The sequence below is a fragment of the Microbacterium sp. ZOR0019 genome (genome assembly GCF_000800925.1).
Classification (GTDB): Bacteria; Actinomycetota; Actinomycetes; order Actinomycetales; family Microbacteriaceae; genus Microbacterium; species Microbacterium aurugineum.
In genome coordinates, this window is record NZ_JRKC01000065.1 from 1 (window position 1) to 14,214 (window position 14,214).

A 14,214-nucleotide genomic window follows, 5' to 3' on the forward strand; every position below is an offset into this window, starting at 1 on the left:
ATGCGACCGGCGGGGGGAGCGCGAGGGGGTGACCCCTTCGCCCGCCGCCGAGCTGGCGGCGGGCTGCGACTGGCTCTAATAGCCCTTATAGGTCTATTACCGCCAGTAGCGGGGGTTCAGTGCCTCGGTGCCGTCGTAGTCCAGGGCGAGCAGGACGCGGGCGAGCTGGTCAATGTAGACGCCTTCGATCTTCGCGTGCTCGATGCCGCGGGCGTACTCGCGCACCTCGATTTCGATTTCATCGAGCGGGGTCGTACTCACGAGCACGGCCATGTTGCGAGCGGCCGCGTAGCGGTCGCCGGTTCGCGTGAATGGAAGGATGCGGGCGGTGAACAGTAGGCCGCCGCGGTCGTAGCGGCCGGGCACTGCTGCGAGCTGGCTTGCACCAAGCGACATAAACACGCCGGGGCCGATTGCCTGGCGGAACTGTTCGGCGGTCGAGCGGTGGAACTCGTCAGCTCCGGCGATGTGTGCGGTGTCGAACGGGATAACTCGGGTGGGCTTCATGGTCTTACCTTTCGTTAGGTCTTATAGGGTTTATAGGTCTATTTAGGCGGCGATGAGCCGGTCACGCTCGGCGTCGTCCAGCCGGTAGGCGAAGCTGCACGAGCCGAACCATTCGGCGGCGGTCGTCGCTGCTTCCTCGGTCGAGTACAGGCCAAGAATGCGGGTGCATGGGCAGTTGAGCACGGCCCAAGCGTGCGCGGTTCGGCTCTGGCCGCACTCGCACGCGATCCGCTCGGCGCACTGCTGCGCCTCGGCGTCGGTGCCCTCGGCCGCGTAGCCGATTCCAACGGGTGCCAGTCCGGCACAGCTCTTGCAGATGTAGGTGGTTGCCATGTTCTCTCTCCCTCACGTTTTTTTGCCTTGAAGGCGTTTACGCCTTTCGCAGAGAGCGACGCCGAAGTGCAAGTGACCGTGGAATACCGGAGTGAGCGCAGCGAGCGAGGATATGCCGCGAAAGCACTTGCGCGCAGGTTGAGCGAACGTAGAATGCCGCCAGGCTTCAAGGTAAAAAACGCGAAGCGTTCAAGCCCTGCGGCCGCTTGCGGCCGTCACATGGTGCAGCTCTTCGAGCTGCACTGCTTTGTCTGGGTCGCGGTGCGACCCTCGTGTTACTGCTTGGCTGTCCATACTGTGTGCAGGCCAGCCCCGCGATAGCTGGGCTGTGCACATTGTGGGCAGGTGAGGCTCTGCGTCGGTGTCCACATGCTGCCGCCTGCTCCGTCAGGTGGCGGCCTGTGCGTCATCCGACAAAGCGAACGGTCGTCGTGCGGTCGGTTCGCTCACGATAGGGCTGCCGCGCTCCGCTGCGCTGCGCTTTGCCTTCGAGGGGGTCTGGTTGCGTCTCGTCGTGGGAACGGGGGAACGGCATTGTCCCAATCGGCTTTGCGCCGAGTACATCCATGATGATGCGTTCGGCGTCGGATACGGGCACGGGTCGCGGCCGAGCTGGGGGAGTAGTGCCGGTGATGATGCAGCGGGCGGCGCGGTAGTCGGCCCGGCCGTTGGCGGTGCGGGGATGAATCGGGCGAGGGGCGGGGCCAAGGTCAGGCACGAGCACGAGTTGACCTGGTGCGGGGCGCTTCGGGCGTTCAGCTCGGGGCGTGTTCATCCAGTCCAGCTCGGCGCACCACCAGGCCCACAGTTCGCGCTCGACGGCGTAGCGCTCGGCGCGAGCTGCCAGGCGTCCGGTGACGCCGCGGGCGTCGGCCGCTGCGTCGCGGCGGTCGGCGGCGGGCTTGTGCCAGCCGTCGCGGCTGAGCAGCAGCACGTCAGCTTCGATGAGCCGGGTGAGTGTCTGTACCGTGTGAGCTGCGTCTGATCCGGTGAGCTGGGCGAGTTCTCCGAGTGAGAGAGGATCGTGAGTGCAGCGTGCATAGACGTTCCCAGCGTGTAGCCCGAGTGCTCCGAGAGTGAAGAGGTCATGTGCCGCATTGTCCAGCCGGTTTGTGAGTTCGAGCATCAGCGCGTTTCGTGCGGCTGCGCCGCTGCCGGGGGGGCGGTGGGCGACTTGTGACCGGGCATCTACTGGGTTGCTGTGGATAACGACGTGAGGGCCGATTTTCCAGTGTGCGGCGCTGCGGCCTTCGGCCTCGTTGGTGCGAATGATCCAGTCGTCTTCTGCGAGGCGCAGCAGCGCTGTGCGCGCCGTTTCACGGCCGATGCCTGCCATGAGTGCCAGGCGTCGGGTATCGGCCTCCAGATCGGCGCTGAGGGCTTGCAGGGCAAGGATGCTCAGCGCATCGAGCACGCGACGGTCTGCGGGGCCGCCTCCGCGGTTCCATCTGCCGGGGGCGGCGTCTGCGCGGCTCTGTACGGCGAGTACATGCGCGGCGATAGCGTCGGCGCGTGCGTCGAACGTCTCATCGCGGCCGACGATGCGGCGGCCGCTGGCGATGTAGGCGACGGCGCGATCCCATTGGCGGCGCAGCACGCGCGCGCGTTCGTCAGGCCGACGTGCGATGCGGCGGCCGTCTTCGTTGCGGGTGCGTGCGTGTTCCAGGCCGGGGGCTGTGTCGAGCACGCGGGCTACGTCGCTGTAGTGCCAGTGTGCGGCGGCCGCTCCGGTCAGCACGCGCCAGAGTACGGCGCTAGCGTCGTCTGCGGCGGCGTTGGTGCGCAGCGCTGCGGCCGCTGCGGGCGCTAGGGGGCGTTTGGTGCCGGGAATGTGGGGGTGTTTGCGGTCGTCCTGGGCTGTGTCGGCCGAGAACGTGTCTGTGCGCTCCGTAGCGGCCCGATCATTGACGAGCTGGGCCAGGCGCTCAACGGCGGCCGATACGGCTGCCGTGGTGCCACTGGGGCGCGTGAGCGAGTCCAGATTGCCGTCGATGACGGTCGAGCTGCCGCCGTGGCGGTGTGGTGCACCTGGTGGGCGCACGCATCCGGCCGCGGGGTTCATGATGGGGGAGAGGTCGAGCGTTGTGTGCAGCACCTTGGCGAGCCGTGCGAGCCGGTGTACCAGCGCGGCCGCGACTCCCTCGCGTAGCGCGATCCAGATATGACGGCCGCCCTGCGGGCCAGACTGGCAGACGACGGGGGCAAGGCCCGCGTCGATGAGGAGCCGCGCGAGCGCGGCCGTGTCTTGCTCGGCGGCCTCGGCCGCCTCGGGCGTCTTTCCGTCCAGGTCGAAGCAGAGCAGCCGGTAGGCGTGCTCGCGGTCGGTGAGGTAGATCGCCCAGGGCCGCTCAGGCGTGGCCGCGGTGACCGGCGTGATGTGCTGCGGCGGGTAGCTGTTGAGCGTGCTGCCGTCCTCGTTGACGGCTGCGACGCGCACGGTAGGGCGGGGGCTGATCGCTGCGGTGATCGCCCAGGCGTCGGCAACTGAGAGTTGGGTCGCGCAAATGTCGCCGTCTGTTGCTATGATGGTGTCACCTCCTAGGTCACCTCCTGGTAGGCACGCGAAAGCCTCGGGGCTTTTGCTCCACCTGATCCGATTCGCCGCCAAGCTTTCACGGTTCAGGTAATGACTTCTCCGATACCCCAGCTCCCCGAGCTGGGGTATCGCTCATTTATGCGGTGTCGATGGGCAGCTCCCCTTCGTTAGGTTCAGGCTGAGGCATCCACTCGGGTACGCCTCGGTCGGTCAGCTCGCCTTCGAGATGGTCTATAACCAGTTCGAGGAATACGCTTGCAGAGACGCCTGCCTGGCGCGCGAGCTGGTCGAACCGCTCCTTGCGCACGCGCTCGATTTCCCACGCGACGCGCACGGGCGCGACTCGGGTTCCTCGGGGTCGGCGTCTTACCTGCATGGTGTCAACCATAGCTGTATGCATACAGCTATGTCCACATTCATTATTGGCGTGTCTGATGCCGCGCCGGTCTTTGTAGGAACCCCTGCCGCCGGCGGCGCGATCGCCATGAGGGTTTCTACAAAGACTGAGGGCCGGTAGCGCGTTAGCGTTACCGGCCCTCAGTGCTGGTGGGGCTACAGGCCGCGTGCAACGGCGGCCGCCGCACCGAGCCATGCGCGCTGAGTCGCGGGGCGCAGCGCCGCGACGTTCAGCCAGCCCTCGACCATCTGGGGGTCGTGGGGGATTGTGGCGACCTCGCGTGCGAGGCTGGTGAAGCCGTTGACGACGGTGCTGATGTTCGCGCTCGTGGCTCGCGGGTCTGCCTGCGAGACGACGACGACGGCGTGCTGAGCGAGCTGCGCCGAGCGTTCGCTGCGGTCTGCGAGTGCTTCGAGCAGCAGTGCGCCTGCTTCTGCGTGGTCGTCGCGTGTGGTCGTGGCCACGACGATCTGGTCGGCGTGATCGACCAGGCGGCCCCACATTGCATCGCTCTCATCGTTGCCGGTGTCGATGAACACGAGCCGGTAATACTTGCGGGCAACGTTCCAGATTGCGTCAACGTCTTCGGCGCTGAGGCGCTGTTCTGATGCAAGTGCGAGTGGCTGAGAGCGCAGCACGTCAAAGCGGTCGGCGGTCTGGTGGTGAACGTACCGTGCCAGGTCGGCCGACTGAGCGCCCGTGCCGAGCAATTCGGTTGCGGCGGGCAGGAGGTCGAGCACGGTTGATTCGTGCGGGCCTTGTTCGGTGCGCCAGCCGAGCGTGCCGCGCGTCTGGTTGGCATCCCAAGCCAGGACGCCAGCACCGCCGAAGCGGGCGAAGATAGCGCTGAGCAGCACGGTCGTAGGCGTCTTGCTCGCTCCACCCTTGCCGTTCACAACGGCGATGGTGCGCGGGCCGGGCCAGTGCTGCGCAACGGCGAAAGTGTCATCGCGCTCGGCCTTCTCGGCCGGGCCGGGGGAGAGGCGCAGCCCGAGCCGGGTTGCGGTGCCTCGCCAGCCCTTCATCGCGGGTTCCTCAATGCGCGTGCTCTTCAAGAACGATTCGCGCATCGCGCGACGGGTGACGGTTGCCTGCGGCGCCCGTTCCGCGGTGTCCTCGTCTACGGCCGTCTCGGCCGTGATCGTCTCGGTGCTCGGGCGAAGATAGGGCGATGCGACCGGCTCGGGCTTCTCGTGGATTGTGCCGTCAGGGTGCACAATCATTTCCCAAGTACCGTCTGGTTCGGTCGTGATGAACTCGACTACCTCGCCGGTCGCGGCCGCGTGATCCACCACGAGACTTGCGACCTTGCGGCGGGCGTCTTCGAGACTTGCCCCGATGACCTTCTGGGGCTGCCCGTTGAGCGTGACGATTGCTGAGCCGTCCTTTTCGGTAGTGGCATGAGCGGTCATGATGCTTCCTCCTTGTGTGATGCGACAGCCGTTGCCGTGGCGCTGCCTCCGGGTGACTGATTCGGTGGGTACGCCTCAATTCGCACGGCGGCGTCTCCGAGCTGCAAGCGCACACCGTTGGGAACAACGGTCGGCGTGTGTGGTGCGAGGGGCGTTCCATCGGCCTCAGTGCCATTTGCTGCGTCTTGATCGGTGACGATCAAGCGGCATTCGTCATCGACGTCGACCAGGGCGTGCGTGCGCGAGCACTCACGGCCAGGGCTGACAAGCGTGACGCTTGTGTGCCCTGCAATCTCTTTGGGCCTGCGGCCGAGCACGATGGGCGGTTCAGCGCGCAGCGCTCCTGCGCCTTCGACGTGCACGAGCAGAGTCGGCCGCGCTGCCTTGCGCGGTACGACGATGGTGTGGTCGATCACCGTTTCTTCCTCGGCGGGGGCGGCGTGGTAAGCCTCGGGGATCGGGTTGGGGCGCGGCTTGGGGGCGATGACCGGCGTGGGCATCAGCGAAATCGTGCCTTCTGGGTAGACGTAAAACTGCCAGTTGGCGTCAGGGTCATAGGCGATGAAGTGCTGGGCTTGGCCCGTCTCCACGGCGTGCGCTATTGCCATGTCTCGTACCTTGTCGCGGGCCTCCGCGAGCGAAGGGGCACGAAACTTTGTTTCGTGGCCGTCGATAACGATGCGAGCTGCGCCGTCACGGCCGACGAACGATTCAATGGACATAGCGGATCTTCTTACTCTTCGGACTCGGGCAATGACGGGGCGGGCAGGTCGAGGTCACCAAGCATCGGCTGTTCAATGTCAACAACGGTGCCGGTGCGCTCATCGAGGATGAAGTACCAGATAGCGGTGTTGTTGCCGATAGGCACGGTGGTGGAGCCGTTGTGATAGGTGCCCTCGTAGTTCACTGAGACGCCGACGCGGAATTGCCCGGTGCCCGGTTCGCGGTGTTCGTTGCCTTCGCCGTATTCGATTGAAGCGGGCACGCTGCCGACGTTGTTGACCTGAATTTGTGCGGTCGGGCTAGAGCCGAAATATCCCGCCCAGACAGGCAAGTAATCGCGCGCAAGGCTTTCACTCATTCCGGCCTCGATATAGCGCTGCTGAGTAAGCGCGGGGTCTTCTGCCGCACGCCACGCGGCTGCAAGGCGGGCAACGTCGAAGACGGTTTGCTGCTGTTCCTCGGTGAACGTGATGGTGGGCGTCTCTTCGATCTGGCTCGATGTGTCGGGCTGCGCGTCGTCCTCGGTGTTCTGGTTGGCGAGCACGAGCCACACGATGAGGCCTGCGAGGATCGCGGCTGCTGCGATGCAGCCGATGATGATGAGCGTGAGTCGCTTGCGGTCAATCATGGTGTGGTGCTCCTTAGAACGTAAAGCCAGCGGCGGTGAGGATGGGGAGGGGATCAACGGCGGTGCCGTTTAGGTGCACCTCGAAGTGCAGGTGACAGCCGGTGCTGTAGCCCGAGCTGCCGGTGAGCGCGATTTGTTCTCCGGCTTTGACCTTCTGCCCTGCAGAAACCATGATTTCGTTGGCGTAGCTGTGGACGTACCAAGTCACGAGGCCTTCGACGTGGTCAATCTCGATAATCATTCCGCCGCCGCCGCCGTCGAATACGCGGCTTACTTCGCCGTCTCGGGCTGCCCAGACGGGGCCGCCGCATCCTCCGGCTTCAAGGTCAAGGCCGTAGTGGAATGGCTGTGTCGGCCCGGCCGGGGTCTGGATGACTTCGCGAGGCCCAAAGCCTCCGTTGATGGGGCCGTTGCCGGGCCGCGCCCATCCATCGAGGCCGATTTCGCCGGGAATGCCTGGGATCGTCTGGCAACTCCCGCTGCCGCTAAGCAGGCTCGAATCGAGGCCTGACAGTGCAGCGACCACGGCGGTTGCGGGCACCCAGTAAATCTCGTAGTGGAACGGGTCTTGGTTGACCTGCACCTTGTGAGCTACGAGCGTCGGGGCGAGGCTCTGACGCTCGGCCTCGGGCACCTTCTGAATCATGGCGTCGAAGAACTTGCCCGCTGAAATGTACGGATCGAGCCGGTCTTCGAGTGTGCCCCAGTTGTCGCGCTGTTGGAACAGGCCTCGGCTATCTGGGCCTGCGGCGTCGCCGTACTCGAGCACCTGCAAGCTCGACTCGCCCATAGCGGTCATGACGCCGATGGTCTGATCGCGCACGCTCAGGCCGCGATCTTGGGCGGCCTGGATGATGTGTGCGGCGTTCACTAGTTGCTCATGGCCGTAGCCCGAAATGCTGGTGGCGGGCACCTTGCTGGGGTCGATACGGCCGCCTGTGTTGAAGCTGCACGCGGCCGCACTGGCGGGTGCGAAGAATGCCAGTAGGGCAATGATGAGCAGCACCACGGCGAGCACTGCCGACACCATCGTGATGAGCGGTGTCGAAGTGGCGACGGCCGCAACGGCCGCGACGATGGTGCGCAGCGCGTTCGCTGCGACGGCGGCCGCGCGTGCCTGAGCTGCGGCAAACCGGGTGATCGACGTGCCTGTGCTCGCGGTGGTCTTGGCGGCCTTCGCGGCCGCGGCGCGCTTCTGCGACGCAACGATGCCGCCCTTGACGGCCTTCCCGGCGAGCTGGCCGCCCGAGCGCACGCCTCGGCCCGCGGTCTTGGCTGTGGCGGCGGTGCCTCGCTTCGCGCCTGCGAGAGCGACATTCTCGCCCTCGCGGGTAGCGAGGTCTACCGCGTCTTCGTCGCCGTCAGCCGTCTTGGCGGTGGTGGCCGCAAGCGCGGTGCCCTTCACAACACTGTCGCCCGCGCCCTTCGCAGCTCCCGCGCCTGCTTTGCCTGCGGCCTTCGCAGTGCCGCGCATTCCGCGGCCGAGCGCCCCGCCGCTCGTGCCGGTGGGCGCGTCCGTGGGATCATCGCCGCCGATGATCTGCACCGAGCGCTTATTGAGCGAGAGCCGCGCGAGGTTGTCGGATGCTTCACCCTGCGGGTTGGAGCTGCGAAGGCCTTTCATTGGGGGTTACCTCTCTCCGAATGACGTTGAGAACAGCTTGTACAGTGCTGAATCGGTCGGGATGCGGCCGTCCATCGGGATCACCGCATTACCTGAGCGCATGAGGCCGTGGCCTGGTTGTACGTTCGTGAAGAATCGGCGCTGCTCTTCGGAGAAGTGCAGCAGCTCGCACAAGCTGTCGGCGTCAGTTGCGTTCTGGCCCAGCAGCAGCAGGAAGTCACAGTTCGCGAGCATCAGGCGTGCGTCCTGGTTTGCCAGCAGCTCTTCGATGTTCTGCGTGATGCCGGTGGGGATCAGCCCCCACTTGCGCGCACGCTTGTACAGGCCGCGGAAGTAATCCGCGCTGTACTTGTTCGAGAACAGCAGGTGGAACTCGTCAATGTAGAGCCAGGTGCGGCGGCCCTCGGCGCGGTTGCGAGCTACGCGGTTCCAAATCTGATCGAGAATGACCATCATGCCGAACGTGCGCAGCTCGTTACCGAGCTTGGAAATATCCCACGACACAAGCCGGTTTGCCGGGTTGACGTTCGTGCGGTTCGAGAAGCCGCCGAGCGAACCAATCGTGTAGATTTCGAGCATTCGCGCCAGCTCGCGGCCTGCGTCTTCGCCGCTCTCTGCGAGTGCTTCGCGCAGCTCCACAAGGGTAGGCATTGGCCCGCCTTCGGCGGCGTGCTTCCTGTAGAGCGTGAGGGTGCTGCGGTCTGCGACTGAACGCTGCTCGGGCGTCAGTCCAGCCTTGCCGCCCACGAGCGCTTCGAGCATGGTCAGCACGAACTCGCACTTGGCGTTGATCGGGTCGTCTTCGCCGGTCGTGAAGTTGAGCTCAATATCCATCGGGTTCACGCGCTGCTCACTGCCCGCGTGAATACGGATGACTTCGCCGCCGAATGCCTCGATGAGCGGTTCGTACTCGTGCTCGGGGTCGATCACGATTACGTCATCGTCTGGGCGGCTCAGGAGCACGTTCGTAATCTCCATCTTGCCGCTCTGCGACTTACCCGAGCCACTGGTGCCGAGAATGAAGCCGTTGCCGTTGGTGGTACGGGTGCGGTCAGCCACGAGCGCGTTGCTGCTCTGTGCGTTCACGCCGTACCAGTTGCCACCGGGCACGAACAGCTCTTGCGTGGTGAAGGGCACGATGATTGCGGCTCCGGCCGTGGTCAGCGTGCGCCGCATGGGGATACGGCGGCGGCCGATAGGTAGCTCGGTCGTCAGGCCGTCGAGCTGCATGTAGGTTGCGACCTCGGCGGTGCAACTCTGCTTGCGAATCACGGTCATCACGCGCTTCACGTTCTGTTCCATCTTCTCGCGTGACGTGGCGCTCACTCCCATGACCATCACCGTTGAGAACAGCTTTTGGTTCGAGCTGCGCAGCTCATCGCGGAGGCCTTGGGCCTCTTCGAGATTGTCCTTGACGGCGCGCGGGATCATTTCTTTGTCGATGCCCTGCTTGGTCGCGCGCTTCTGCTCGGTGATCTTCTGCATTTCAAGCTCTGCGATCTGCCGCTGCACAAGGCTCATGCCCTCAACCTGTTCGAGGGGTTCAAGGTGCAGCGAGATAGTCAGGTCGCACTTGATTTCGGTCAGCTCTGAGATGAGTCGATCCGAGAGCCACACGGGGTAATCGCGCATCCAAAGCACGGTGTGGTAGGTGTCTCCCGAGCCGTTGCGGAAAATGAGCGGGCCGTTCTTGTCCTTGGCGTCAATCTCCCAGGGCGCGACGAAATCGGCCGTTGAGAGCTTGCGGTTCGGCTCGAACTCGTCTTCGTTGAATGTGAACAGCTCGTGTGGTCGCAGAATGTGGCTGAACACTTCGAGGCGCTCGGCTCGGTTGAGCCGGTGCACCTGGCACCCGTCCATGCCTTGCAGCGCTGCCTCGGCCTCGTGGAAGATGCGTGTGAGGGTCGTTTCAGCCTTTTCGAGGTCGGTTTCTTGCACGGTGACGGTCAGGTACTTCTCCGTGACCGTGTTACCGCTGGCGGCCGCGAGCTTGTCGCGCACGATTCGGTTGAAGTCGGTGCGGAAGAAATCGAACTCGTCGCCTCGCAGCGGCTTTTGCACAAGCTGGCTCACGTCGGCGTCATCGAGCACGCGGTTCACGATGGTTTCCTGTACGCGGGTGCCTGCACCGTAGCTGTTCAGGAATCGTGCCCAGCGGTCAACGATGCTCGTCTGCTGGTCTTCGGCGGCTGCGACATAGTTGATGTCGCTGATGCCCAGTGTCATCGACCATTCATCTTCACCGAGCCAGGCGACGCCGCTGGGCATGATCGCTTCGTAGCCCAGTATGTCGCGGGTGCGCTTCGGCGCGGCCTTGTAGCCGGTGGGGCCAGCGTTATCGCTGCCAGACTTCCGGGCCTTGCGGTTGCGGCGCTCTCCGGGCTTTGCCAGGGCGGCGGCGCGCTGCTTCTGCTTGCGGGTGTTCCGTGATCGTTTTGCGGAGCTTCCGTGCTGCGGCTCGGCGCTGCTTGGCGCTTCGGTTTCGGCTGGTCGGCTCGGCAGGTTCGCCGGGCGTGACAGGTACGGGTTCTCCTGCGGAGTCGTTACCGGGCTGGGGTTCGAAGGTGTCTGCATAGCTAATCGTCTTTCTCATCAGGTGGTGGCGGAGGAAGAATCCGAGATACTGCTCGGGTTTGAGGCCCATAGGTCTCCACCAGCCCCATATGGCTGCTGGGATGAGTAACGGGAACATGACGTACATGCCGACCGTCGTTGCTTGTTCCATCGTCTGACCGATGCCCATGAGTCCTACGGTGACTCCGGCGAACGCGCCGCCGCCGATGCCAACCATGAACGCGAGTGCGGCGATCTGTCGCCAGGTGCGCCCAAACATCGGTTTGGGTTCGTAGGCGGCGATCTCCTTGTAGACCTTCATTTCAAGTGCCATGACTTAGCCCTCTCCGATGACCTTCTTGGCGAGGCCATTTGCACCGAACAGTAGGAAGATGAGCACAATGGGCGCGACGAAGAATTGGCCGAAGTTGCCAAAGATGAAGCCGACCATATCGCCGTCGTAGCTGCCGATATTGCCGAGCCAGCCCCCGAGTAGGGCTTGATACATCTTCACGGCGACAACGATGATGACGCCCGTGAACGCGACGCTCGCGAAGCCTTTGAGATAGCCAATGCCGATGCTCTTGGTGTCGTCGTGCCCGAGGAACGCGAGCGGCAAGCTCGCGAACGCGGTGAGCATGTACATCTGCAAGAACCGGATGAACACAAGCACAATGGCGATCACCGCGGCGATCTTCTGCACCACCCACGGCAAGAAAAGAATGACGATCATGCCGAACTTCTCCATGTTGCCGAGGTCATCGAGGTCGTCGCGCATCGCATCGCCCATCAGGGCGGCGTCTCCGCCGCCTGTGCCCACGTCCACCGAGTTCGCGGTGTTCGTGATCGAGGTAGCGATAGATGCGATTGCTTCCAGCAGCAGCACTGCGTTCTGTGCGACCACGAACACCAGAGCGATCTTGAACATGGTTGCGGCGACGATCCGCACGCCCAGCTCGCGGTCACCCTCAGCCCTCGTGCTCGTGGTCGCGAGCATCAGAACGAACATGATGCTGAGCACGATGGATGTGACGGGCTTCACCGCTGTGCTGTGGATCGTGAGCGCTGCCGAATAGAGGTCTGCGTTATAGACCTCCGGCGACAGCAACAAGTCGTTGGTAGCCGACCCCGCCCCTTGACTGAGGTGGTTGAGCATGGCTACCAGCCAGTCAGTGATATCCATTGCGGTGCCTTACTAGGCGACGATGACCTTGAACAACGCGGCGGCCGCGATGATGAGGCCGCCGCCGATGATCTGCCACACGCCCGTCTGAATCTGCGGGCCGTTCTGATCCTTGAGCGCGCCGCCCGTGACGATCGCTCCCCAGACCAGCCACAGGCCGCCGCCGATGATCGCGAAGGTGGTGAACAGGTCGAGAATCTGGTTGAGCAGGTCCATGGTGTCTCCTTTGGGTTTCCGACTTCTCGTAATATACTTTACGAGAAGTTAGTCGTTTTGTCGATATGGTAGAAATGGTGAGTATGCGGGGTGAACTTTCGGAGGCTGAGGCGCGGGCGCTCTCGCACCTGAACCCTCGCCGCTTCGAGCTGTTGCTGCGTGCAGCGCGGCTTGGCGGGCCGTTCACTGCACCGCAGCTCAGGGAGGCCGCGCCAGAGCACGCATCGTCGCTGACACGCGATCTGAACGCCCTAGAAGCGGGCGGGCTACTCTTAGCCTCACCGACCGCGGCTGAGCCGCGTCAGGGGCGGCCGGTGCAGTTCCGACTCGCCCCTGAGACGCCCGCGCTGTTCGCGCGGCTCTCCACCTTGATTTCAGAGGCATCTAGCTAGACTCCTGCCGTCGTTTTTATCGCGGCCTTGCGCGACTTGAACGGCTTGAGGCCTCGAATCAGCAAAATAGCCTCGTCGTTCGACATGCGCCCAATCTCGTCGGCTGTCAACAGCGCACGCTTCAACGTGCGCTGAGCCTTCGTGCGTGAGCCGGTGACGCCGTAGGTCTGCGAGAACTCGTCCATCGTGATCGTCTCGTCTCCGAGCTGCTTGGATAGCCACTCGTTCGTCTCCTGGTCGCGGCCGCCCAGGAACAGAAGCGAGTCACAGTTGCCAACAATCGCGTTCCAGTCATCGCGCCATATGGCCTTGCCCTGCGAGAAGGCCTGCACGATGATGCTGGCGCTGATCCCGCGCGAGCGGATCGTAGCCATGAGCACTTCAAAGCTCGGAATCTTGCCGATGTTGGCGAACTCATCGAGGAAACAGTGCAGCGGCACGTCGAGCGTGCCGCCCTCGTTGTGGTCAGCGATGTAGACGTTCTCCGCGAACAGCGACTGCCAGAACATTGCAGCGAGGAATCGGAACGTGACGTGTGTATCTGGGAGCTGCAAGAACAGCGCCGTTGGCTCTCGGCCGACGCGATCTAGCCCAATGTCGTCACTGGAAAGAATCTCGCGCACGTCGTGCATGTCGAGCGGCGCGAGGCGCACGCCGAGCGAGATAACGACGCTCAGGCGCGTCTCTGCCGGGCCTTGCTGATAGACGCGGTACTGACGTGCGGCGAAGTCGAGCATCTTCATCACGGCCTCGTCTTCTGCACCGAACGCGGCGGGGTCTGCCTTCCACTCTTCAACGATCTTGCGCGCGGCCTCCATCTTGAGGTCGGTGTCACTGTTGAACTCGTCAGGGTTGCTCTCGCTACCCTCCATCGCCTTGTGCAGGTCAACCACGGACGGCAAGTGCATCTGGCCGCTTTCCTCCGTCGTCGTCGCCCAGACGTAGGCGATGAGCGCGGTGAGTAGAGCGCGCTCTGCTCGCTCCCAGAACCCGTCACCGCGGCTCTCCTTGCCGCTGGTGTTCGCCATGATCGTTTCGGTGAGCTGAGCGACGCCGGTTTCTGGTTCGGTGTCGTTGATGTAGGCGAGCGGGTTGAAGCGATTGGACTGGCGAAGATCGACCAGGTTGAACGTGCGAACGCGCAGCCCCTTCGCTTCGAGGGGCTTGCGCATCGTGCGGTAAATCTCGCCCTTGGGGTCGGTGACAGCGAAGCTCCACCCTTCGATGGTCGAAAGGTTCGGCAAGACATACCCTCGTGTCTTGCCCGTGCCCGATGCTCCGAGCACGCACACGTTGAGGTTGCGGCGGGTCTTGTACGGATCGAGCGCGAGTCCTTCGGTCGCGGTGAGCTGCAAGCGCTCGGCGGGGTTCTTCGTGGTCAGCGGCTTCATGTCGCGCGCGGTTGCCCACGCGGCCGATCCCTGTTCCTCGCCCTGCCTCGTGTTCTTCTTCCCGCTCATGCCGTAGAGCACGATGAGTAGGAACAGCACGGCGGCCACGGTGCCGCCGATGAGTGCAGCTTGATCGAAGTCGAGCTGGAACAGCGAGGCACCGAGCGCGGGTAGGAACTGCTTCGGAATCTCGTTGACCGGCGTGCCCGCGGCGTATTCGGTCATGGTGAAGTGCGTTGCACGGTTACCGAGATAGAAAACGATCCCGCCGCCGATGAGCGCTCCAATGACCTTGCCCTTGGTGAATCCTTGGCTCATC

At 64.0% G+C, this 14,214-nt stretch carries 12 protein-coding genes and 1 pseudogene; all 13 read right to left on the reverse strand.

Going from position 1 to position 14,214, the window contains the following annotated elements; genetic code table 11:
- Positions 1-96 precede the first annotated feature (96 nt).
- Positions 97-507, reverse strand: a complete 411-nt coding sequence (locus L978_RS13595; RefSeq protein ID WP_047523820.1) for a hypothetical protein — start codon at positions 505-507, stop codon at positions 97-99.
- 42 nt (positions 508-549) lie between these two features.
- The gene (locus L978_RS13600; protein WP_047523821.1) at positions 550-840 is read right to left on the reverse strand and encodes a hypothetical protein; all 291 of its coding nucleotides are present in this window, start codon (positions 838-840) and stop codon (positions 550-552) included.
- A 406-nt stretch (positions 841-1,246) separates the two neighbouring features.
- A complete protein-coding gene (locus L978_RS13605) occupies positions 1,247-3,277 on the reverse strand; it encodes a hypothetical protein (RefSeq protein ID WP_156118300.1) in 2,031 nt (676 codons plus the stop codon).
- Between the two features lie 235 nt (positions 3,278-3,512).
- Entirely contained in the window at positions 3,513-3,710 is a 198-nt protein-coding gene (locus tag L978_RS13610) for a hypothetical protein (RefSeq protein WP_231555068.1), read from the reverse strand.
- 218 nt (positions 3,711-3,928) lie between these two features.
- Positions 3,929-5,185, reverse strand: coding sequence for a MinD/ParA family ATP-binding protein (locus tag L978_RS13615; RefSeq protein WP_047523822.1), 1,257 nt, complete (start codon positions 5,183-5,185; stop codon positions 3,929-3,931).
- A complete protein-coding gene (locus tag L978_RS13620; RefSeq protein WP_047523824.1) occupies positions 5,182-5,907 on the reverse strand; it encodes an FHA domain-containing protein in 726 nt (241 codons plus the stop codon). Before L978_RS13620 ends, L978_RS13615 begins: the two co-directional genes overlap by 4 nt.
- A gap of 11 nt (positions 5,908-5,918) precedes the next feature.
- Positions 5,919-6,536 carry a hypothetical protein gene (locus L978_RS13625; RefSeq protein ID WP_047523825.1) on the reverse strand — a complete coding sequence of 206 codons (618 nt, stop codon included), beginning with the start codon at positions 6,534-6,536 and terminating at the stop codon, positions 5,919-5,921.
- 13 nt (positions 6,537-6,549) lie between these two features.
- On the reverse strand, positions 6,550-8,160 hold the full coding sequence (locus L978_RS19150) for a M23 family metallopeptidase (protein WP_231555069.1): 1,611 nt from the start codon (positions 8,158-8,160) through the stop codon (positions 6,550-6,552).
- Positions 8,161-8,166: 6 nt separating this feature from the next.
- Positions 8,167-10,734: a VirB4-like conjugal transfer ATPase, CD1110 family gene (locus L978_RS13635; protein WP_231555070.1), complete on the reverse strand. Its 2,568-nt coding sequence runs from the start codon at positions 10,732-10,734 to the stop codon at positions 8,167-8,169.
- Between the two features lie 16 nt (positions 10,735-10,750).
- Positions 10,751-11,047 (reverse strand): annotated as a pseudogene (locus L978_RS19315) (PrgI family protein); the annotation flags it as partial.
- Between the two features lie 3 nt (positions 11,048-11,050).
- The gene (locus L978_RS13645) at positions 11,051-11,896 is read right to left on the reverse strand and encodes a type IV secretion system protein (RefSeq protein ID WP_081997066.1); all 846 of its coding nucleotides are present in this window, start codon (positions 11,894-11,896) and stop codon (positions 11,051-11,053) included.
- A gap of 12 nt (positions 11,897-11,908) precedes the next feature.
- Positions 11,909-12,112: a hypothetical protein gene (locus tag L978_RS13650; protein WP_047523827.1), complete on the reverse strand. Its 204-nt coding sequence runs from the start codon at positions 12,110-12,112 to the stop codon at positions 11,909-11,911.
- A 388-nt stretch (positions 12,113-12,500) separates the two neighbouring features.
- The gene (locus L978_RS13660; RefSeq protein WP_047523831.1) at positions 12,501-14,213 is read right to left on the reverse strand and encodes a VirD4-like conjugal transfer protein, CD1115 family; all 1,713 of its coding nucleotides are present in this window, start codon (positions 14,211-14,213) and stop codon (positions 12,501-12,503) included.
- Position 14,214: the final 1 nt, after the last annotated feature.